At 71.0% G+C, this 20,214-nt stretch carries 17 protein-coding genes; 11 read left to right on the forward strand and 6 right to left on the reverse strand.

Annotated features, from left to right (window positions below):
* Nucleotides 1-423: 423 nt before the first annotated feature.
* The 10 genes from DSC45_RS24455 to DSC45_RS24500 all read left to right on the forward strand — a co-directional run bounded on the left by DSC45_RS24455 (nt 424) and on the right by DSC45_RS24500 (nt 10,047).
* Entirely contained in the window at nt 424-843 is a 420-nt protein-coding gene (locus tag DSC45_RS24455) for a hypothetical protein (RefSeq protein WP_240434818.1), read from the forward strand.
* Complete coding sequence (locus DSC45_RS24460; protein WP_119294090.1) at nt 840-1,091, forward strand: hypothetical protein; 252 nt, start codon at nt 840-842, stop codon at nt 1,089-1,091. The genes DSC45_RS24455 and DSC45_RS24460 overlap by 4 nt, the downstream gene beginning before the upstream one ends.
* 585 nt (nt 1,092-1,676) lie before the next feature.
* Entirely contained in the window at nt 1,677-2,681 is a 1,005-nt protein-coding gene (gene mvk / locus DSC45_RS24465) for a mevalonate kinase (RefSeq protein ID WP_119294091.1), read from the forward strand.
* Nucleotides 2,674-3,726: a diphosphomevalonate decarboxylase gene (mvaD, locus tag DSC45_RS24470; RefSeq protein ID WP_119294092.1), complete on the forward strand. Its 1,053-nt coding sequence runs from the start codon at nt 2,674-2,676 to the stop codon at nt 3,724-3,726. The genes mvk and mvaD overlap by 8 nt, the downstream gene beginning before the upstream one ends.
* Nucleotides 3,723-4,838 carry a phosphomevalonate kinase gene (locus DSC45_RS24475; protein WP_119294093.1) on the forward strand — a complete coding sequence of 372 codons (1,116 nt, stop codon included), beginning with the start codon at nt 3,723-3,725 and terminating at the stop codon, nt 4,836-4,838. The genes mvaD and DSC45_RS24475 overlap by 4 nt, the downstream gene beginning before the upstream one ends.
* A complete protein-coding gene (fni, locus tag DSC45_RS24480) occupies nt 4,835-5,926 on the forward strand; it encodes a type 2 isopentenyl-diphosphate Delta-isomerase (RefSeq protein ID WP_119294094.1) in 1,092 nt (363 codons plus the stop codon). Before DSC45_RS24475 ends, fni begins: the two co-directional genes overlap by 4 nt.
* A complete protein-coding gene (locus DSC45_RS24485) occupies nt 5,923-6,993 on the forward strand; it encodes a hydroxymethylglutaryl-CoA reductase (protein ID WP_119294095.1) in 1,071 nt (356 codons plus the stop codon). Before fni ends, DSC45_RS24485 begins: the two co-directional genes overlap by 4 nt.
* 2 nt (nt 6,994-6,995) lie before the next feature.
* Complete coding sequence (locus DSC45_RS24490; protein ID WP_119294096.1) at nt 6,996-8,165, forward strand: hydroxymethylglutaryl-CoA synthase; 1,170 nt, start codon at nt 6,996-6,998, stop codon at nt 8,163-8,165.
* A 124-nt stretch (nt 8,166-8,289) separates the two neighbouring features.
* Entirely contained in the window at nt 8,290-9,324 is a 1,035-nt protein-coding gene (locus tag DSC45_RS24495) for a 3-oxoacyl-ACP synthase III family protein (protein ID WP_119294097.1), read from the forward strand.
* A gap of 132 nt (nt 9,325-9,456) precedes the next feature.
* Nucleotides 9,457-10,047 (forward strand): malonic semialdehyde reductase, encoded by a 591-nt coding sequence (locus tag DSC45_RS24500; protein ID WP_119294098.1) that lies wholly within the window; start codon nt 9,457-9,459, stop codon nt 10,045-10,047.
* Between the two features lie 466 nt (nt 10,048-10,513).
* On the opposite strand, the gene DSC45_RS35875 is transcribed toward DSC45_RS24500, so the two are convergent.
* Together DSC45_RS35875 and DSC45_RS24505 are read right to left on the reverse strand one after the other, a co-directional pair.
* Nucleotides 10,514-10,654 carry a hypothetical protein gene (locus DSC45_RS35875; protein WP_162929338.1) on the reverse strand — a complete coding sequence of 47 codons (141 nt, stop codon included), beginning with the start codon at nt 10,652-10,654 and terminating at the stop codon, nt 10,514-10,516.
* 266 nt (nt 10,655-10,920) lie between these two features.
* Nucleotides 10,921-14,289: a condensation domain-containing protein gene (locus DSC45_RS24505; RefSeq protein WP_119294099.1), complete on the reverse strand. Its 3,369-nt coding sequence runs from the start codon at nt 14,287-14,289 to the stop codon at nt 10,921-10,923.
* A 305-nt stretch (nt 14,290-14,594) separates the two neighbouring features.
* On the opposite strand from DSC45_RS24505, the gene DSC45_RS24510 reads away from it, so the two are divergent.
* The gene (locus DSC45_RS24510; RefSeq protein WP_240434822.1) at nt 14,595-15,479 is read left to right on the forward strand and encodes an MFS transporter; all 885 of its coding nucleotides are present in this window, start codon (nt 14,595-14,597) and stop codon (nt 15,477-15,479) included.
* A 298-nt stretch (nt 15,480-15,777) separates the two neighbouring features.
* On the opposite strand, the gene DSC45_RS24515 is transcribed toward DSC45_RS24510, so the two are convergent.
* From DSC45_RS24515 to DSC45_RS24530, 4 genes are all read right to left on the reverse strand, one after another.
* Nucleotides 15,778-16,695: an aromatase/cyclase gene (locus tag DSC45_RS24515; protein ID WP_240434819.1), complete on the reverse strand. Its 918-nt coding sequence runs from the start codon at nt 16,693-16,695 to the stop codon at nt 15,778-15,780.
* Nucleotides 16,696-16,924: 229 nt separating this feature from the next.
* Nucleotides 16,925-17,671 (reverse strand): thioesterase II family protein, encoded by a 747-nt coding sequence (locus DSC45_RS24520; RefSeq protein ID WP_119294101.1) that lies wholly within the window; start codon nt 17,669-17,671, stop codon nt 16,925-16,927.
* Between the two features lie 212 nt (nt 17,672-17,883).
* Nucleotides 17,884-18,705 carry an AfsR/SARP family transcriptional regulator gene (locus tag DSC45_RS24525; RefSeq protein WP_119294102.1) on the reverse strand — a complete coding sequence of 274 codons (822 nt, stop codon included), beginning with the start codon at nt 18,703-18,705 and terminating at the stop codon, nt 17,884-17,886.
* A 411-nt stretch (nt 18,706-19,116) separates the two neighbouring features.
* Entirely contained in the window at nt 19,117-19,953 is an 837-nt protein-coding gene (locus DSC45_RS24530; RefSeq protein ID WP_119294103.1) for an AfsR/SARP family transcriptional regulator, read from the reverse strand.
* Between the last annotated feature and the right edge of the window lie 261 nt (nt 19,954-20,214).

Genomic DNA, 20,214 nt, shown 5'->3' on the forward strand with positions numbered 1-20,214 from the left:
ATATCGAACAGGCCGCGAACGATTCTGCAGCGGCGCTCAAGGAACCCTAGGTACGTTCCTTGAAAAGTTTCGCCGGAACTGCCTCGGCAGCGGCACAACGGAATTCATGAAGAAACCCCTCTCCGGGCCCGCTCAAGCGTTCCCCGAGGGGCACCGGCCGCAAGGAGCGCACACCGCGGCCTCGAGGGATTTCTGCGTCATGAAGGAGTTTCGATGAAGCCACACCCCTGCCCGCGGCGGCATGCACGGGGAGAGAACCCGGCGGGCGACCCCCCGCTGTGCACGTCCTGCATCCGCCAGGTGGAGCGTCACCTGCGGCTGCTGCCGGCGCTCCACCAGGAGTGCCTGCACCAGGTCTCCCCCACGTCCCGTCGCACCAACCCGACGAAGGTGTCGGGCAGTCGCAGGCGTGAGGTGCTGAACGTGGCCGTGCTCGACACCCGGCACGACGTGCTCGCCACACTCGGCTCCTGGTCGGACCTGGTCGTCCAGGAGCTGTCGGTGACCGCTCCGCGCCGTGACGTGTCGCAGCTCTCGCAGTTCCTGCTGCACCATCTGAACTGGCTTGCCGAGCAATTCCCGGCAGCCGACTTCGCGGACGAGGTGGAAGAACTCATCGCGCAACTGCGCAGCACCATAGACCCCGATATCCGGAATACCGGCTCGTACGGAAGACCCTGTGTCGTACCGGACTGTGACGGGTCAATAAACCCTGAACAGACACGTCACGGCGCAGGCAGGGCCGCCAGCATCGACTGTTCTGCAGGCCATTCCTGGGAAATTCATGAATTGCTGAACATACGGCAGCTCATGGAACAGCAGCGAGAGGATGTCACCGCATGATCAGGCCACCGCACCACCGGCTCGTCCCCACCAATGTCGCGGCACTCGCCGTGGGCGTCTCCGAAGCGACCATCCGCAAGTGGGTGAGCCGCGGGAAGATCACCCGCTACGGGGCGCCCAACTGCCCCTCGACGTTCGACATCGAGGAGCTCACCCGCATCACCGTGCAGCGCGGCGCGGTGCGTTCCTCCGCCTGCCGTGTCAGTGGCGGCGCCGGCGCCACGAAGGTGCCTGCCGCCGCCCGTTGACGCACCGGAATCGGTCCGCGCGCCCGGTCCCGCTCCCGCGCGGCGCTGGTGCGACGCATCCGCGGCGCACGCCGCCCCACCACGTTCGGTGGCTCACTTCACCCATCGGCCCACTCGGCTCGAGGAACTGCAGATGTCGCTCTCACCGCACCCCCGTTTCGACCGAACTCCGGTCGCAGTCACGGCAGTCCGGCTGCCGCGGCCACCGGCCCGCACGGACCGGACCACCGGCTCACGTGCACAAACTCTCCGGGCGGTCCGCTCCATGTCCGGCCCGGACGGCACGTACCCGAAAGACGACCCGCCTCCCCCGTATCCGACGGGACCCGACGCGGCGGCGTGAGCAGCGATCACCATGACCAGCGCTTCCGCAGGTCCCACAGCGCCGGCCCCTGTCGCGGCGACCGCGCCCGGGGCAGGCACGTCCGCCAGGCCGGCACACGTCCGGGCCCAGGCGGCCGGTCCGTCGCACTTCCGCAGGCAAGCGCAGCGGGGAGCGTTCCGCACCCGGCGTGCACTCCATTCGTTCCTGGACATCCGGCCGATGCAATCACCACGCAGAAGAGACAAGGGGAGCTGAGTGCGTTGACTCTACGGACCACGGTGGAGGGGGTTTCCGAAGACAGCCGCGCCCGCTCTGTCGGCATCGGCCGGGCCCATGCCAAGGCGATCCTGCTGGGCGAACACTCGGTCGTCTACGGGGCTCCCGCGCTCGCCCTGCCGATCCCCCAGCTCACGGCCACGGCCAGTGCCGGATGGTCCTCCCACCGCGCCGACAGCCAAGGCAACCTGTCCTTCACCATGACGGGTTCGGCCTCCCGGGCGGTCGTCACCCGCGCGTCGGACGGCCTGCAGCAGCTGGCCGCCGCGTTCAAGCAGCGCATGCGCGTACCGGGCAGCCCGCATCTGGATGTGATCCTGGACGGCGCCATCCCGCCGGGCCGTGGCCTCGGGTCGAGCGCCGCGAACTCGCGGGCGATCGTCCTCGCGCTCGCCGACCTCTTCGGCCGAAGGCTCTCGGACGACACCGCCTTCGACCTGGTGCAGACCGCCGAGAACCTGACGCACGGCCGGGCTAGCGGCGTCGATGCCCGCACCGTCGGTGCCTCGCGGCCGCTGCGCTTCCAGGCGGGCACCGTGCAGCAACTCGCCATCGGCTGCGAGGGGTTGTTCATCATCGCCGACAGCGGCGTCGCCGGCAGCACGAAGGAGGCCGTCGACCTGCTGCGCGACGACTTCGGCCGCCGCCCCGGCGCACAGGACGCCTTCCTGCGCCGGGCGACCGACCTCACCGAGGACGCCACCCGCGCGCTCGCCGACGGCCGCATCGAGGATCTGGGCGCCCAACTGACCACCTATCACGGCCTGTTGCGCGATGTGGGGCTCAGTGTCGACCGGATCGAGGCGATGGTCGCCGCCGCGCAGGCGGCGGGCAGCCTCGGGACCAAGATCACCGGCGGCGGCCTCGGAGGCTGCGTCCTCGCCCTGACCCGTACGGATCAGGCCCGCGAGGTCACCCGCGAACTCCACGAAGCCGGTGCCGTGCAGACCTGGGTCGTACCGCTGAGGAAGGTCCACCATCATGTCTGAGCAGCAGGCCACCGTCCTGCCCGAGCGCGGGCACCAGGCCGTCGACGAGGCGACCGCCGTGGCGCACCCGAACATCGCGCTGATCAAGTACTGGGGCAAGAGCGACGAGAAACTCTTCCTCCCGCGCACCTCCAGCCTGTCGATGACGCTGGACATCTTCCCCACGACCACGCGCGTCGGCCTCGACGCCGGGGCGCGCGAGGATGCGGTGACGTTCAACGGCGCCGCCGCCACCGGCGATGCCCTGCGGCGCATCTCCGCCTTCCTCGACCTGGTGCGGGAGCGGGCGGGCGTGACGCACCGCGCCGTCGTGGACACCGAGAACGCCGTGCCCACCGGCGCCGGTCTCGCCTCCTCCGCGAGCGGTTTCGCCGCACTCGCCGTGGCCGCCGCCCGCGCGTACGGGCTCGACCTGGACGCGACCGCGCTGTCCCGGCTCGCCCGGCGCGGCTCGGGTTCGGCGTCCCGGTCGCTCTTCGGCGGCTTCGCCGTCTGGCACGCCGGCGACCACCGGCGCCCCGCCGCCGAGGCCGACCTCACCTCCTACGCCGAACCCGTCCCGGCACGGGGCATCGACCCCGCACTCGTCGTCGCGGTGGTCAACGCGGGCCCCAAGGACATCTCGAGCCGCGCCGCCATGCGCCACACCGTCGACACCTCGCCGCTGTACGAGCCGTGGGCCCGGTCCAGCCGCGCCGACCTCACCACCATGCATGCGGCCCTGGCGCAAGGCGACTTCACGGCCGTCGGCGAGATCGCGGAACACAATGCCCTCGGCATGCACGCGACGATGCTGGCCGCCCGTCCGGCCGTGCGCTATCTCTCGCCCGCCACGCTCACCGTTCTCGACAGCGTGCAGCAGCTGCGGCGCGACGGCATCGCCGCCTACGCCACCATGGACGCCGGCCCGAACGTCAAGGTGCTCTGCCCACGGGCGGATGCGGCCACGGTGGCCTCGGTCGTGGGCGAGGCAGCGCCGGCCTGCCAGGTGCACGTCGCCGGGCCGGGCCCGGGCGCCCGGCTCATCGAGGGGCCGCAACGATGAGCTCCGCCCCGGCCGTCGTGCGTCGCGCGCCCGGCAAGCTCTTCGTCGCCGGCGAGTACGCGGTGGTGGAGCCCGGCCACTCGGCCCTCCTGGTCGCGGTGGACCGCTACGTCACCGTCACCGCCACCGCGGCCGCCCGTCCCGGCGTGACGGTCTCCTCCGACCTGGGGCCGCACGAAGTGCACTGGACGTGGCGCGACGGCACGTTGCGCCTGAGCGGTCCCGGCGACGAGAGCGGCCTGCGCGAGAAGCTCGTGCACGTCCTGTCCGCGGTCGAGACCGTGCACACGCTGCTCGCCGAACACGGGCTCCCCGCACCGCAGTTGGCCCTGACCGTACGGAGCGACCTGCACGAGGGCGGCCGGAAGTTCGGGCTCGGCTCCAGCGGGGCCGTGACCGTGGCGACCATCGAGGCCGTCGCCGAGGTCTGCGAACTCGCCCTCACCCGGGAGCAGGTGTTCCGCCTCGCTCTCGTCACCGGCGCCGGGATCGACATCAAGGGCTCCGGCGGCGACCTGGCCGCCGCCGTCTGGGGCGGCTGGCTGGCCTACCGGGCACCGGATCGCGCCCACGTCCTCGACCTGGTCCACGAGCGGGGCATCGGCCACACGCTGCGTGCGCCCTGGCCCGGCTTCCAGGCGCGCCCACTTCCGCCACCGGCCGGGTTGAGCCTGGAGGTCGGCTGGACCGGCACCCCGGCCTCCACCACGTCACTCGTGGCGGACCTGCACCGAAGGACCTGGCGTGGCACCCCGACACACGAGAGGTTCCTGGCCGCTTCCGCCGAGTTCGTCGACGCCGCGGCGGCCGCCATCGAGGCCGGTGACGCGCCGGGCGTGCAGCAGCAGATCCGGCGGGCCCGGCAGGAACTGTCCCACCTGGACGACGCAGTGGGACTCGGCATCTTCACACCGCAACTGACAGCCCTGTGCTCCATCGCCGAAGCCGACGGCGGAGCCGCCAAACCCTCCGGCGCCGGCGGCGGCGACTGCGGCATCGCGCTGTTCGCCACCGACGCCCCGGACCACATCGCGCACGTACGTGACCGCTGGGCCGCGGCCGGGGTCACTCCCCTGCCCGTGAGTCCCGCTGTGAAAGGGATCGAGGAATGAGCGCTCGACGCAAGGACGACCACGTCCGGCTCGCCATGGAACAGGCACACGCGCACGACGGACACAACCAGTTCGACGACGTGTCCTTCGTGCACCACGCGCTGGCCGGCATCGACCGGCCCGACGTGTCCCTGGCCACGACCTTCGCCGGCATCCACTGGAACGCGCCGCTCTACATCAACGCGATGACCGGCGGCAGCCCCAAGACCGGCGCCATCAACCGCGACCTGGCCACCGCCGCACGCGAGACGGGCCTGGCCATCGCCTCCGGCTCCATGCACGCCTACTTCAAGGACCCGTCCTGCGCGGAGACCTTCCGCGTACTGCGCACGGAGAACCCGCACGGGTTCGTGATGGCCAACGTCAACGCCACGGCGTCGGTCGACAACGCACAGCGCGCCATCGACCTGATCGAGGCCGACGCGCTGCAGATCCACGTCAACACCGCGCAGGAGACCCCGATGCCGGAGGGCGACCGCTCCTTCGGCTCCTGGGCGACGCAGATCGAGCGGATCGCGGCGGCGGTCGCGGTTCCCGTCATCGTCAAGGAGGTGGGCAACGGCCTGAGCCGGCAGACCATCCTGGCGCTGCCCGGCCTGGGGGTCCGGGTCGCGGACGTCAGCGGCCGCGGCGGCACCGACTTCGCACGCATCGAGAACGGCCGGCGCGACCTCGCCGACTACGCGTTCCTGCACGACTGGGGCCAGTCGACCGCCGCATGTCTCCTGGACGCGCAGGACGTCGGCCTCCCGGTCCTCGCGTCCGGCGGTGTCCGCAACGCACTCGACGTCGTCCGCTCACTGGCCCTCGGCGCCTCGGCCGTCGGCTCCTCCGGCGGCTTCCTGCGCACCCTGCTCGACGCCGACGTGGCGACGCTGATCGGCAAGATCTCCACCTGGCTCGACCAGGTGGCCGCCCTGCAGACCATGCTCGGCGCCCGCTCCCCGGCCGAGCTTGCGCAGTGCGATCTGCAGGTCCACCGCGAACTGCGGGACTTCTGCCTGGATCGCGGCATCGACACCCAGCGCCTCGCCCAGCGTTCCAGCTCCATCGACACCCTCCACGAGATGACGGGAAGCACACGATGACCGAAGCACACGCCATTGCCGGTGTCCCGATGCGATGGATCGGCCCGCTGCGCATCTCGGGCAACGTCGCCACCACCGAGACACATGTCCCGCTGGCCACCTACGAATCACCCCTGTGGCCCTCCGTGGGCCGCGGCGCGAAGGTCTCCCGCCTGGCGGAGAAGGGCATCGTCGCCACCCTCGTGGACGAGCGTATGACCCGCTCCGTCCTGGTGGAGGCCACCGACGCGCTCACCGCCCTCACCGCCGCACGGAGCATCGAGGCCCGGATCGACGAGCTGCGCGACGTGGTGCGCACCTGCAGCCGGTTCGCCGAACTGCTCACCATCCGGCACGAGATCTCCTCCAACCTGCTGTTCCTGCGCTTCGAGTTCAGCACCGGGGACGCCTCCGGACACAACATGGCGACCCTCGCGTCCGACACGCTCCTGAAGCACCTGCTCGAGACGGTGCCGGGCATCTCCTACGGGTCGATCTCCGCGAACTACTGCACGGACAAGAAGGCCACCGCCATCAACGGCATCCTCGGCCGCGGCAAGAACGTCGTCACCGAGCTGCTCGTACCGCGCGACGTGGTCACCGACGTCCTGCACACCACGGCGGCCAAGATCGTCGAGCTGAACGTCCGCAAGAACCTCCTCGGCACCCTGCTCGCGGGCGGGATCCGCTCGGCCAACGCCCACTACGCGAACATGCTGCTCGCCTTCTACCTGGCGACGGGCCAGGACGCCGCGAACATCGTCGAGGGCTCCCAGGGCATCGTCATGGCCGAGGACCGCGACGGCGACCTGTACTTCTCCTGCAACCTGCCGAACCTGATCGTCGGCAGCGTCGGCAACGGCAAGGGCCTCGGCTTCGTGGAGACGAACCTGACCCGGCTCGGCTGCCGCGAGGACCGCATCCCCGGTGAGAACGCGCGGCGTCTAGCGGTCATCGCCGCCGCGACCGTGCTGTGCGGCGAGTTGTCGCTGCTCGCCGCACAGACCAATCCCGGTGAACTGATGCGTGCACACGTCCAGTTGGAACGCGCGAACCCCGACCACAAGGCCGTCAAGGTAGGTGCATAGCCATGTCCATAGCCGTCGGAATCCACGATCTGTCCTTCGCCACCGCGGAGTTCGTCCTCCCGCACGTCGCGCTCGCCGACCACAACGGCACCGACATCGACAAGTACCACCTGGGCATCGGACAGGAGTCCATGAGTGTGCCCGCCGCCGACGAGGACATCGTCACGATGGCCGCCTCGGCGGCCGCACCGATCGTCGCCCGCCACGGAAGTGACCGCATCCGTACGGTCGTTTTCGCCACCGAGTCGTCCATCGACCAGGCGAAGTCGGCCGGTGTGTATGTGCACTCCCTGCTGGGACTGCCCTCGGCCAGTCGTGTCGTGGAACTCAAGCAGGCCTGCTACGGCGCCACGGCGGCGCTGCAGTTCGCCATCGGCCTGGTGCACCGCGACCCCGCGCAACAGGTGCTGGTGATCGCCAGTGACGTCTCCAAGTACGACCTGGACAGTCCCGGCGAGGCCACCCAGGGCGCCGCCGCGGTCGCCATGCTCGTCAGCGTCGACCCCGCGCTCGTGCGCATCGAGGACCCGTCCGGCCTCTTCACCGCCGACGTGATGGACTTCTGGCGGCCCAACTACCGCGACACCGCGCTGGTCGACGGCCAGGAGTCCATCGCGGCCTACCTGCAGGCCGTCGAGGGCTGCTGGAAGGACCACACCGAGCAGGGCGGCAAGTCGCTCGACGAGTTCGCGGCGTTCGTCTACCACCAGCCGTTCACGAAGATGGCGTACAAGGCGCACCACCATCTGCTGAACACCAACGGACTCGACACCGACACGGCGGACATCACCCGTGCGGTCGGTCTGACCACCGCCTACAACAAGGTGATCGGCAACAGCTACACCGCCTCCGTCTACCTTGCTCTGGCCGCACTCCTCGACCAGCACGAGGACCTCGCCGGCCGCTCCATCGGCTTCCTCAGCTACGGCTCCGGCAGTGTCGCCGAGTTCTTCGCCGGCACCGTCGCCGAGGACTACAAGAAGCACCTGCGCACCGAGGCGAACCACGAGGCGATCGCGCGGCGCAAGCCGGTCGACTACGCGGGCTACCGCGAGCTGCACCGTCAGAAGCTGCCCGCCGACGGCGGTTCGCACTCCACCCGTGAGCAGACCACGGGTTCCTTCCGGCTCGCCGGGATCAACAGCCACAAGCGTGTGTACACCACGCGCTGAGCGCACCGTGCAGCCCCGGAGGGTGGGCGGCCAGGACGGCCGCCCACCCTCCGGGGCCCCGCCGGCCGCTCCGCGCCGGCCCGAATTCCGCTGACCACAGACCATTTGAGGGGAGGGCACGCCCATGAACGACCTGAGCGGCCTCAGCACCGGCACGTCCGGGCCGGACCGGATCGTCCCCCATATCGACGTCAGAATCCTCGGTACCGGCACCTGCGTGCCGGATCGGATCGTCTCCAACGACGAAGTCGGCGGTCCGGCCGGCGTCGACGACGCGTGGATCACCCGAAAGACCGGCATCCGCGAACGCCGCTGGGCCGCCCCCGAGCAGGCCACGTCCGACCTCGCCACGGCCGCGGCCCGCTCCGCGATGCAGGCCGCCGGCATCACGGCCGAACAGCTCTCCGTGATCGCGGTGGCCACCTCCACCCCGGACCGGCCCCAGCCACCCACGGCGGCCTACGTCCAGCAGAACCTCGGGGCGTCCGGCACGGCGGCGTTCGACGTCAACGCGGTCTGCTCCGGGACCGTGTTCGCCCTTTCGGCCGTCGGCAGCGTCATCCTGCGCCGCGGCGGCTACGCGCTCGTCATCGGTGCGGACGTCTACTCCCGCATCCTGAACCCGGCCGACCGCAAGACCGTCGTCCTGTTCGGTGACGGCGCCGGCGCCATGGTGCTCGGCACCACCGACCGCGGCCCGCTGGTGCGGCACGTCGCCCTGCACACCTTCGGCGAACTGTCGCACCTGATCCAGGTGCCCGCGGGCGGCAGCCGGCAGCCCCTCGACCGGGCGGGGCTCGACGACGGGCTGCAGTACTTCGCGATGGACGGGCGCGAGGTGCGCCGTTTCGTTGTCGAGCAACTGCCGCAGATGGTGAAGGGCTTCCTGCACGAGGCCGGCGTCGAGCGCACGGACATCAGCCACTTCGTGCCGCACCAGGCCAACAGCGTGATGCTCGACGAGGTCCTGCCGGAACTGGGCCTGCCGCGCGCCACCATGCACCGCACGGTGACGCACTACGGCAACACCGGGGCCGCCTCCATCCCGATCACACTGGACGCGGCCGCACGCGAGGGCGCCTTCCGCCCGGGCGAGTTGATCTTGCTGGCCGGCTTCGGCGGCGGCATGGCCGCGAGCTTCGCACTGGTGGAGTGGTGAGCCGACCTCCGCCGGCGGCACCGCGTCCGAGGCTCCGCCGACTCAGGCGCGTGGGGCACCCGCCCCACGCGCACCGCCCCCGAACGCCGGCCCGCTCCGGCCGGCCGACGGCCAGAACCAGGACGCTCCCCCATGACCCTCTGCCTTGACGCCGCGGCCCAGGACCTCCTCTTCCGCGAGGCCCGCACCGCCAACACGTTCACCGACGAACCGGTGACCGACGAACAGATCCAGGCGATCCATGACCTGGTGAAGTACGGCCCCACGGCCTACAACCAGTCACCGCTGCGCATCACCCTGGTCCGCTCCCCCGAGGCCCGTACCCGCCTGGTCCGGCACATGTCGGGTGCCAACCAGTCCAAGACAGCCACCGCACCGCTGGTCGCGATCCTGTCGGCGGACAACGAGTTCCACGCCGAACTGCCGCGCCTGTTCCCGCACTTCCCCCAGGCGAAGGACGTCTTCTTCGCCGAGCGCCCGGCCCGCGAACGCTCCGCCGGCCTCAACGCCGCACTGCAGGCCGCGTACTTCGTCATCGGCGTACGCGCCGCAGGCCTGGCCGCCGGCCCGATGACCGGAGCCGACTTCGCCGGCATCCAGAAGGAGTTCCTGGACGACGACCACACGCCGTTCGTCGTCATCAACATCGGCAGGCCGGGCGAGGACGCCTGGTTCCCGCGATCGCCGCGCCTCACCTACGAAGAGGTCTTCACGACGGTCTGATCCCGCCGACGGTGGGCGAAGCCCCGATCCCAGGATGTCGTTCTGCGGACCGGGGCTCTGTCAGTTCATCTCCACGCGCGGCCGGCGAGGGGGCTCGGGCCCCGACTCCCCTGCGAGGGACCGCTCCTGCGGGGACCGGTGCCGGCGCTCGCTCAGCTCCTCGGACACGCAGGCACGCAGTCAAGTCCTCAGACGCTCGGAGTACGCGTGCGGCGGCCCGGCGCACGGCCGCGGAGGCCGGAGTGTGGCGCCGCGGGCGCAGCTCCGCCTTCCGGGCCCTCCCAGAGCGCGTGGTAGTACACCAGGGGGCCGGCGACCGTGGCGCCGAAGGTGACAACGGCGCGCAGCAACGGTCGCCAGCAGCAGGCCGCGAGGAGTTGCCGGGCACTGCGCCGAGAGGCGTCCATACCGCCCTCTTCACCGTCGCTCGGCGTCGTGGGCCGAGCGGGCCGAGGGGCCGCGGCGGTCAGTCGATGCCCCTGACCAGATGCGGCTCCCAGGTCTCCTCCTCGTCGCTGCCGGCCAGGATCAGCGGGGGCGGGAACGACAGTGTCAGTTCGTCGAGTTCCTTGGCGGGGCCGGCGTCTGCCTCGGTGATGTCAAGCACCTGGTCCTCCTGCTCGTACGGTCGACAGCAGTGGTCATCGGTGGTGCGCGGGTGCCCGGCCGACCGGGCCGGCGGCTCGTGGCGGTACCCCGCCGAGCACGGGTCGACGTGATCCGTGCCACATGACCACCATGGAGAACACCGCACGAAGGAGGGTCGAGCACCGCCTGACGTTCACTGGAGCGGCGGTGTCCGACGCGACCTCGGTGCGACGGGGCCCAACAGGCCGTTCCTGTCGCCCTGTTGGGGTCGTAGCGCTCGGTTCGTCAGTTGTCGGTGTCGAGGGCGTGGGGCAGGGCTTCGGCGAGTTGGTGGGAGCGTCGCTCGTCATCGGACGCCGCTCCGGCCACAAGGACCCGGGGAGGACGTCCACCGCCCGCGGCTACGCGCCGGGCGATGTCGTAGGCGAGGGCGCCCGCGCCGGAGAACCCGGCGAGGGCGAGCGGCCGGCCGATGCTGTGTGCGACGAGAGCCGACTGGGCCGCGCCGCCCGGGGCGGTGAGCACCAGCAGTTCCTCCGGGCCCGGGTAGGTGCGGGCCAGCAGGTCGTAGCAGGTGGCGGGGGCGCCGGGCGGGGGGATCAGGCAGATGGTGCCGGTGTCCTCCTGGGTGGCGGCGCGCAGCACGACCAGGGGTTTGTCGGCGGCCCGTGCGGGTGTCTCCGCCATCCGCGGCACCGCGCTGCCGTCCAGCAGGTGCAGTGCCTGCGCCACGAGCGTCGACTCGTCGGCACGCAGGGGCAGTTCACGCAGCAGCAGCACGCTCTGGGCGAGCAGTTCGGCCGCGGCCTCGGCGTCGAGCAGCGCTCGGTCGTGCACTGCGGTCAGGACCAGTCCCCCGCCGGCGTCGTGGTGGGCGATCAGCGCGACGGGCAGTCGCGACCGTGCCGGCAGGGTGCCGGGGAACTCGGCGCGGATGCCGTGCTGGGCGAGCTCGCTCTCCAGGCCCTTCACGGGGTGCGGCGGATCCTCGAAGACGATCACGGTGTCGGCGGGATCGTGGCGCGGGTCGGCGTCGTCGCGGGTCCACTCGCCGGGGAACCACTCGTAGGCGGCCATGTCGAGCGCGCGGTCCCGCAGGGTCCGCAGCAGGTTGTACAGGGTGTCGTCGGGGTCCACCTCGACGCCCATCGGCAGGGCGTTGCGCAGGGGTCCCGGCATGCGGGCGACGCCGTCCAGCGGGATGCCGCGGCCGGGTACGGTCACGGCGAAGCAGACCGGCGCCGGGCCGTCGGTGCCGGTGGCGCGGTGGATGAGCAGTGCCCATACGCCTTGCAGCACGCTGCTCTCCGATACGCCCCACCCGGCGGCCCAGTGCACCAGGCGGGTGGTCTCGTCGGGTTCGAGGCGCAGGCGTGGCCTGCCGACGCCGGTGAGTCCGGTGGGTCCCGCGCCGCGGCCGGGACGGGAGGCCGCACTGTCGGGGGGCGCCGCACGGGTCCAGTACGCCTGGGCGGCCTGGGAGTCCTGGGCGGTGGTCCAGGCCACGTAGTCGCGCAGGTCCGGCCGTCGCTCGCCGCCGGCCAGCGTGCCGCCGGAGAGGTAGGCGCGGTGGAAGGCGCGTACGAGGAGGTGGGCGCTCCAGTTGTCGAGGAGCGCCTGGTGGTAGGTGAGCAGGATCCGGGTCGGCGTGGAGTCGGCACCGGGCGCGGGGCGATCGGGGTCCAGGACGGTGACCCGCAGGGCGCCGGGGCGGCGCAGGTCGAAACCGCGCAGCCGGTCGTCCTCGAGGAGCGTGGACAGTTCGTCCGCAGGGCAGGTGCGGTGGGTGATGTCGGGGACGACGTTGTCGTGCAGCAGAAGCAGCGCTTCGGGGCCGTCGGCGAACGCGGTGCGCAGCACGGTCTCGTGGTCGAAGACCGACTGCCAGGCCGCGGAGAACCGGGCGGGCTCGAGAGGGCCGTGCCAGAACCACAGGAGCTGTTCGACGTGGCGTCCGGTGCCGGGCCGTGCGTCGCCGCTGCGGTGGAGGGACGCCTGTTGTTCGGTGGCCGGGAAGGCGGTCAGCAGCCCGGCCGGCGCCTCTGCCAGGTCGACCATCAACTCCATGAAGATCCGGGCGAGTTCGGCTACGGACTCCTCGGTGAGACGCGCCTCGGCCGCGCGGTCGAGGCGGACGTCGAGGCGGCCCTCGACGAGCCTGGCTCGCACCTCCAGATCGGGCGGTCTGCCGGTGGTGTGCGTCCTGTCGAGCGTGACGGAGTCGGGCAGGGGTTCGACGGTGCCGGCCAGTTCCGCGAGGTCGAGGCTGATGGCGGCAGGTGTCACTTCGCGCAGGGCGTGGCGCAGCAGTGGGTCCGGGCTCCACTCGCGGCAGGCGCCGAACCCCGCACCGCTCCCGGCTTTGCCGGTGGCTGCGGCGAGGGCGCCCGCGAGGACGAGGAGTCGCTCGAGGGGCGGGGCGCCGGAGGCGACGGTGAGATGGACCGGATAGGGGTCGTCGAAGCGTCCGACCAGGTCGCGCAGGTCACGTCGCAGGGTCCGCGGATCGCTGCGTACGTCGAAGACGGCTTCGCTCGTGCCCTGCCACTGGGCGAGCGCGAGGGCGAAGGCTCCGGTCATCACCTGCTCGGCGGTGAGCGCCAGTCGCCTGGCCAGGTCGCCGAGGAGCAGGTCGGCGGAGCCTTCGCCGAGGACGAAGGCGGTGTGCTGCCGGTCGTCCGCGGCGCGCGCTGTGTCCGCGCCGGACGTGGGCGGGCTGCTCGCGTGGCCCGTCGTCGCGACGCCGTCAACCGGCCGTCGGGGGGCGGATGCGCGGGCTCTGCGTTCGGCGACGTGGCGCCAGTGCCGGGTCTCGGCGGGGTCGCGCGCTGCGCGCCGCAGCTCGGCCAGCCGGCGTGCGGCGAGCTCCCTTGCGCTGTGCAGTCGAGGCGGCGTCGTGTCGCCGGCCGCGCGCAGTGCGTCGGCCAGGTCCGCGGTGAGGGTGTGCCAGGAAGCCCGGTCGACGGCGGCCTCGTGGACGATGAGGGCGAGCCGCGCGGCACCTCGGCCGGGGCCGCGGTCATGGGCGAGCAGACCGCGCACCAGGGGGCCGGCGGCGGCGTCCAGAGGGCGGCCGGCGTGCAGCAGTGCCTCGGCGAAGCCGGACTCGTCGGTGAACTCGCTCTCGGCCAGCAGGTCCTGGCGTTCGGCAGAGCTCTCCCGAGCCGGCTGCGGGGTGCCGTCGCGTGGGCGGTCGTGGAAGGCTCCGCTCAGGTGCGGATGGGCTTCCACCAGGGCCTGTAGCGCCCCGTGCACCGCGTCACGGTCCAGGGAGCGTGGCACGTCGAGTACCGCCGCCTCGAATCCATGCGCGGCACCCGGCGTGCGGGCGGCGCGACGGACACAGGGCAGCAGTCCGGTGTAGGACGGCAGGTCGGTGAGGCGGTCGGCCAGCCGTCCGGCCAGGTCGGCGAGGCCGGGTTCCTCCGTCGCGGGCAGGTGCAGGAGGTGGTGGCCGAAGGCGGTCTGCGACACCACGTGCGGCTGTTCGGGGCCGGGGGCCCCGGTGTTGAGGTCGCCGATGGCGCCGTCCAGGACGGCAGGGTCGTACGGCCCGTGCAGGACGAGGTCCCACGGACGGGTGTAGGGCGGCGGCCCGGGGTCGATGACGACACAGAAGGACTCGCGTGAGAAGCGGTTCTCGGTCATGGGCATGCGGGTGCTCGGTCCATGGCCAGGCACCAGGCCCCCTCGCTCCTTCCTCGCAGAGCCGGGCGGGAGCGAATGCCGTACGTGTGCAGCGCGCCGTCGCGGTATCCGTTCGCCGCGTGTTGTGCGATGTGTCCCATGACGGCCTCTCACCTGCCTTTCCGTCACGCCGTTGTCAGGCGAACGACGCTACTGGCAGCAGGGGGGCCGCGTCCGTTTTCGCGAGCCGGGGTGCAGCGGGGCCCGAGCGGAGTCCTAGTTGTGTCCGGAAAGTCCTGTGCGGTGCTCGCGGTGTCCGGTGCGTGCGCCCGGTGCGCCGGCCGGAAGCCCTCGTACTGGATGTACTCGGGCTTTCGTCCGGTGCGGCGAGTGGGCCCCCGGCCGGAGGCGGGCGGAGTGCCGTGAGTGCCGTGAGTGCCGTGCAGGCGCTCACCGAGGGCCACGCCCACGGATGGCCACTGTGGTGCTTCGTCATGCTCGCCGCCGGCGTCCTTGTCCTCGTCGTCTTCCTGCGTCACCAGCGGCGCAGGCAGGACAACGCCCCGCTGGTGCCCCTGTCCCTCTTCCGGATCAGGCAGTTCTCCGGGGGCATGACCGCGGACCTGATGCACGGCCTGCTGTGCGGCCTGTTCTTCATGACCTGGACGCTGTACCTGCAGCGCGGACTGGACATGAGTCCGCTCGAGGCGGCCGTGGCCTTCGTGCTGCTCTCCGTGGGAGAACTGGGCGGCGCGACCATCGCCGCGAAGACCTCCGGACGTTTCGCCCGCCGTCTGCCGCAGGCCGGAGCCCTCACCGCGACCGCTGCGATGGTCGCCTACGGGCTCCAGATCGGCAGCCACCAGGCCGACCTGACCCTGCTGGCGATGACCGCTCCGGTGGTGCTGATCGGCTTCGGACTGGGCATGGTCTCCGGCCCGCTCGCCGACCTGTCGCTGGCCAGGGTCCCGCACGAGGACGCAGGCTCGGCCTCGGGCTTGTTCAACACCGCCATTCACCTGGGCATCGCGCTGGGCACCGCGCTCACCGCCGTGGTGTTCTTCGCCATCACCGGCGGCTCCCCCGACGCCGCGGTCAACCGCGACGCGTTCGTCACCGTGCTGTGCTGGGTCGGCGGCCTCCTCGCCCTGATGTGGGCCCTGATGTTCTGCCTGCCCAAACAGGCCGACAACCAGGCCGACAACCAGGCCAGCTGAGCCACCCCCAGGTCCCGGCCGGCACATCGGCCGGGACCTGGGCCCTCAACCCTCCTCGCAGCTTGGGAACCCGGTAATGGCACCGGACCCGTGATGGCCGCGACATCTGCCCCGCCTGCTGGATGAAAGAACGACGATGATCGCCAACTGACACGCGACTCGCGCCCAGGTTCGGGGCGTCGAGTGCTCAGTGTTCGCGAACTCAGGCGCTTTCGTGAACGGCCATACGGGAGCGGCCTGTCGGCACGCGGTCGCGTTCGCCTCCACGGGCGGGCGCGACCTCGTGCGGTCGGGCGGCTTACAGCATGCGGACGGCGGTCTCCGCGTGGCGGCGAGCGAGGTCGAGCAGTGTCCGGCTCTCCCCGCCGAGGTCGTCGCGCACCTGCCGGCGCAGCGCCGCGAGGCTTCCGTGCTCGTGGCGTGCGTGGCGGGCGTGTTCCTCGTCGAGCAGGACGCGCTGGTGCGAGGTCACGGTCACGCCCGTTTCGTCCGGGACGACGGACCACTCGCCGGCGCGGGCGGACAACAGCGGTCCGGGCGTGGTGTGTTTGTGCACGATGCGCCCGGCGTGCGGGAAGCAGATGCGCACCGCCTCCGTCGTGTACGGGCCGCCCGGACAAAGGATCTGCGAGGTCAGCTCCTGGATACCGGGGGTGTCCTCCGTCAGGTCGGTCCGTGCGATGTGCGGCACGTGCTCGGGCCAGTCACCCGCCCGGTACAACAGGTCGTAGGCCAGCTCGGCCGGGCCGTTGATGCGTACCGAGTCCTCGAAGGTGAGCATCAAGTCGTCGAGCCGGTACCAGAGTTCGGCGAAGTCCTTGATGTCGCCGAGCTGCGTGCGGGTGTGCCGTTCGGTGGCGAGCCGGGCCCACTCGGCGGACTCCGGCTGGTCGTCGACGACGCTGTAGTCGTAGTAGACGTTCAGTGTGCTGTTCCGCGGTCCGTCGGGGTACACGTTGAGCGTTCCGCCCAGCGAGCGTATGGGCGGTGCGGGCAGTTCCTGCCAGAACTGGACCCGTCTCGCGAGCGGGTCGAGGTGGCGGTAGGCGATCCAGGACTTGAGCTGGCCGCCGAGCTGCGACCACATGCGCAGGCGCTCGCGCTCACCGTCGAACTCCAGCTGCTCCACATGGATCATGGTGGAGAAATAGAGGGGCCATTTGTCTGCGTCGGCGATCAGCGCGTAGACCACTCCCGCGGGAGCGTCCACCTTCACGCTGCGTGTCGCCCCGTTTGCACGCGCCTCAGACACCTGCGCACCTCTCTTTCTTCTCTCGGACACCGGCGGGTCGGGGTGGACGGCGTTGCACACAGCTGCCCGGCGGCGGTGCCCCGAGGGGCGTCCGCGCCGGAGCAGGTGGTTCACGGCTCTTGCGTGCGGCACTTCGGCTCTCGCGCCGTCCTTGTGGGGGGGGGGGAATCGGGCGGGTGCGCCGCCCGTGGGTTCAGCCGACCGGGACGGGCTGGGCCTCGACCCGGCGTACGACCCGGCAGGCGCGGCCCAGGAGGCGGGGCAGCTCGTGGCTCCCCGAGAAGAAGTGCCGGCCGGGGACGGTGCGCGAGTGGATCGGGCCCTGCGTCCAGGCCTGCCAGTCTCCGGTGGCGGAGTCCCTCGCCAGCGGGTTCTCCTGCGAGGAGATGACCAGCAGCGGTGTCCGTAAGGGGCCTGCGGGTGACGGCCTGCCGAGGGCCGCGTGCAGCGACTCGGCGAGTTCCATGTCGGCCCGGATGACCGGTAGCGCGGCGCGCAGCCAGACGCCCTCGTCACTGGTGAGGGGAACGCCGCCGCGGGAACTGAGCCGCTGCAGCAGTTCGTCGTCCGTGGCTCCGCGGGTGTCGGGCAGGTCCGCGGGGGCGGGCGGCGGCGGCCAGGCGGCGACCGCGAGCAGCGCGGGGCCGGGAAGTCCTGCCTCGTGCAGAGCTCGGGTCACGCAGAGCGCGACCATCGCACCGAGTCCGTGGCCGTAGAGCACATACGGCTCCCGGCCCACGTCGGTGAAGTGCGGCAGTAGATCGGCGATCAGTGCCTCGTGCGTCGTCACCCGCGGCTCGCCGGGGCGTCGTTCACCGCCCGGCAGCAGGACCGGTACGGGTACCACGCCCGGGCCCACGTCGACGGTCCAGTTCTGGAACGGAGAAGCGCCTCCGGAGTGCGCGAAGCAGTGCAGCCGCACGGGCCGGTCGTCCGCCATGGCAACCTCCTCGAATCAGCCCGTGGAACTGTGGGCAGAGTCCGAGGATGACCGAACCGCCTGGATTGTCACTCAAGGATGGACTGAGAACGACGTGAGGCTGAACGAGCGGGGTGCGGACCGCGTCCCGCGTGTGCCACGAGCCGCGGCCGGCTCCCCCGCTCGCACGCTAGGACACGGCTTGGTGCCCGAGCGCCTCTTCCTTCGGTTCCTCAGGCCGCGTACCGGTCGAAGGTGGAGCCCCGGCGAGGGCCGGCGATGATGTCGAGATCGGGGTCGACCGCGAGCAACGCCTGGTGCATTCGCTGGAGTTGGGGCGAGGGTTCCACGCCCAGCTCCTCCACGAGGCGGCCCCGCAGCTTGCGGTAGACGTCCAGCGCGGACGCCTGTCGTCCCGAGCGGTACAGCGCCAGCATCGCCTGGGCGTGCAGCCCTTCGTGCTGAGGGTGACGGGCTATCAGATCAGCGAGCTCGGCCAGGAGTTCGGCGTGCCGGCCAAGGCGCAGATCGGCGTCGATGCGCCGCTCGGTGGTGACGAGCTTGGACTCCTCGAGGCGCATGACCTCGATCTCCAGTACGGGACCGAGCCGGACGTCCACGAGTACCGGCCCCTGCCAGAGCGCCAGTGCCTGGCGGAAGCTCCGGGCGGCCCGCTCGTCGTCGCCCTGCTCGAAGGCGTCCTGCCCCTCGCCCGCGAGGCGTTCGTAGGCATGCACGTCGACCGATTCCGGGGGGATCTGCAGCAGGTACCCGCCGTGGCGGGTCGCCAGGACGTCCTTGGCCGCGCCAGGGGCGTCGGGCCCCATGGCGGTGCCGAGGCCGCGGCGCAATTGCATGATGTAGGTCTGCAGCGTGGTCATCGCGCTGGGGGGTGGTTCCGTCCCCCAAATCTCCTCCATCAGCGTCGAGATGGGCATGACGCGACGCGGGTACAGCGCGAGCAGGGAGAGAACCTGCCGGGGTTTCCCGGCGGTCGGAACGATCGACCCCCCGTTCACGGCGGCACACAGCGGACCCAGAACCTGAATCTCCATGATCTCCTCCGTTCGTCGACAGGAAACTCCCTGTGGTGGAAGTCGTCGGCGAACCGGCACGCTAGTCCTGCTTGCGTCTCAGGTACCTGTTCCTTGAGTCGCCATTGAGCGACTTCCGAAGAACCGACGGGGGAACGAAGCGGCATACAGCGCGAACTGACACCGATCTTCACCAACGGGTGCTGTTCCCGGCCTTTTTCAGAATGCTGAGCAACCGCTTTCCCTAGGGTGACCGTCTGGCACCCCGAGGAAATCCGGTCTTGGATGTACCCGGTCCCACCGGGCGTTACGGATGGAATTTCCGCAGATGATCTGGCGGGAGAACAACACGTGGCTGTGCGTTCTCCGTTACGTATCCGCGCAGGCCGCGAGTGACTTCCTCGCGGTGCACGGCGCCACCCGCCGCACGGGTCAGCGACTGCGCAGGAGTCGTTCTCGAGTACCGTTCGCCGCCGCGGCCAGGGCAGCCTCCGGGCGGGCCATGAGAATCATCCGCTGAACACGCTGCAGATCAGCAGAGGGCTCCAGGCCCAGTTCACGCACGAGGTTCGTGCGCATGCGCTGGTAGGCCTCCAGGGCTTCACTTCGCCGGCCCGAGCGGTGCAGGGCGAGCATGAACTGCCCGTAGAGGTTCTCGTGCGTCGGGTAGCGGTTGGTGAGCACGGTGAGTTCGGCCAGCAGATCGCGGTGGCGGCCGAGCCGCAGGTCCGCCTCGATGCGCTGGTCGAGCGCGCACAGCCGCGTCTCCTCGAGGCGCTTGACCTCCATCTGGAGCTGCTCGCCCACCTGTACGTCGGCGAACGCGGGGCCGCTCCACAGCGCCAGCGCCTCCCGCAGGTGGCGTGCCGCTTCAGGGAAGTCCCCGGCGTCCATGGCCCGGTAGCCGAGCCCGGAGAGCCGCTGGAACTCCAGGACGTCGCTGACGCCTTCGCCGCTGTCGAGGAGGTAGCCGCCGGGCACGGTGGCCAGGACGCTCTTGGCCGTGCGGCGCATCTCCGGATCGGGCTCGGTCTGTTCCAGCGCGGTTCCGATCAGTTCCCGCAGCTGCAGCACATACGTCTGCAGGGTGGTGCGGGCGCTACGCGGAGGCGTCGCGCCCCACAGCTCCTCGGTGAGCGAGGCGACCGAGACGACCCGTCCGGCGTGGAGTGCGAGCAAAGCAAGCACCCTTCGCGGTTTTGGTGCCGTCGGGGTCACCGAGACGCCCTGAAGCCTTACTTCCAGTGTTCCCAGTACCTCGATCTCCACGCGATTCCCCATCCCCTGCCCGATGCAGGCCCCGCTCCGGCGCTTCCGGAGCTCCGCAGGTACCAGTCCGGTGTCGTAGAGACTAAAAACAGCACGAGCGGTCTGTCAATATCAGACCGCACTGCCTGTATTTATTTGACCAAGGGAGAGACCGCCTGCACCCGTTGCACATGCGCAGTCGCGCGGGCGGACCCTGCCGGGCTGGAAGGGAGAAGCGCAGGAGAGACGGTGCACAGGTGAGCCAGGACGCCGACAGGGCGG

The sequence above is a fragment of the Streptomyces sp. YIM 130001 genome, from assembly GCF_003574445.1.
Classification (GTDB): domain Bacteria; phylum Actinomycetota; class Actinomycetes; order Streptomycetales; family Streptomycetaceae; genus Streptomyces.

Coding starts and splice junctions, on each gene's coding strand:
- DSC45_RS24460 (WP_119294090.1), top strand. CDS start 840: ATGATCAGGCCACCGCACCACCGGCTCGTCCCCACCAATGTCGCGGCA.
- mvaD (WP_119294092.1), top strand. CDS start 2,674: ATGTCTGAGCAGCAGGCCACCGTCCTGCCCGAGCGCGGGCACCAGGCC.
- DSC45_RS24475 (WP_119294093.1), top strand. CDS start 3,723: ATGAGCTCCGCCCCGGCCGTCGTGCGTCGCGCGCCCGGCAAGCTCTTC.
- fni (WP_119294094.1), top strand. CDS start 4,835: ATGAGCGCTCGACGCAAGGACGACCACGTCCGGCTCGCCATGGAACAG.
- DSC45_RS24485 (WP_119294095.1), top strand. CDS start 5,923: ATGACCGAAGCACACGCCATTGCCGGTGTCCCGATGCGATGGATCGGC.
- DSC45_RS24490 (WP_119294096.1), top strand. CDS start 6,996: ATGTCCATAGCCGTCGGAATCCACGATCTGTCCTTCGCCACCGCGGAG.
- DSC45_RS24495 (WP_119294097.1), top strand. CDS start 8,290: ATGAACGACCTGAGCGGCCTCAGCACCGGCACGTCCGGGCCGGACCGG.
- DSC45_RS24500 (WP_119294098.1), top strand. CDS start 9,457: ATGACCCTCTGCCTTGACGCCGCGGCCCAGGACCTCCTCTTCCGCGAG.
- DSC45_RS24505 (WP_119294099.1), bottom strand. CDS start 14,289: ATGCCCATGACCGAGAACCGCTTCTCACGCGAGTCCTTCTGTGTCGTC.
- DSC45_RS24520 (WP_119294101.1), bottom strand. CDS start 17,671: ATGGCGGACGACCGGCCCGTGCGGCTGCACTGCTTCGCGCACTCCGGA.
- DSC45_RS24525 (WP_119294102.1), bottom strand. CDS start 18,705: ATGGAGATTCAGGTTCTGGGTCCGCTGTGTGCCGCCGTGAACGGGGGG.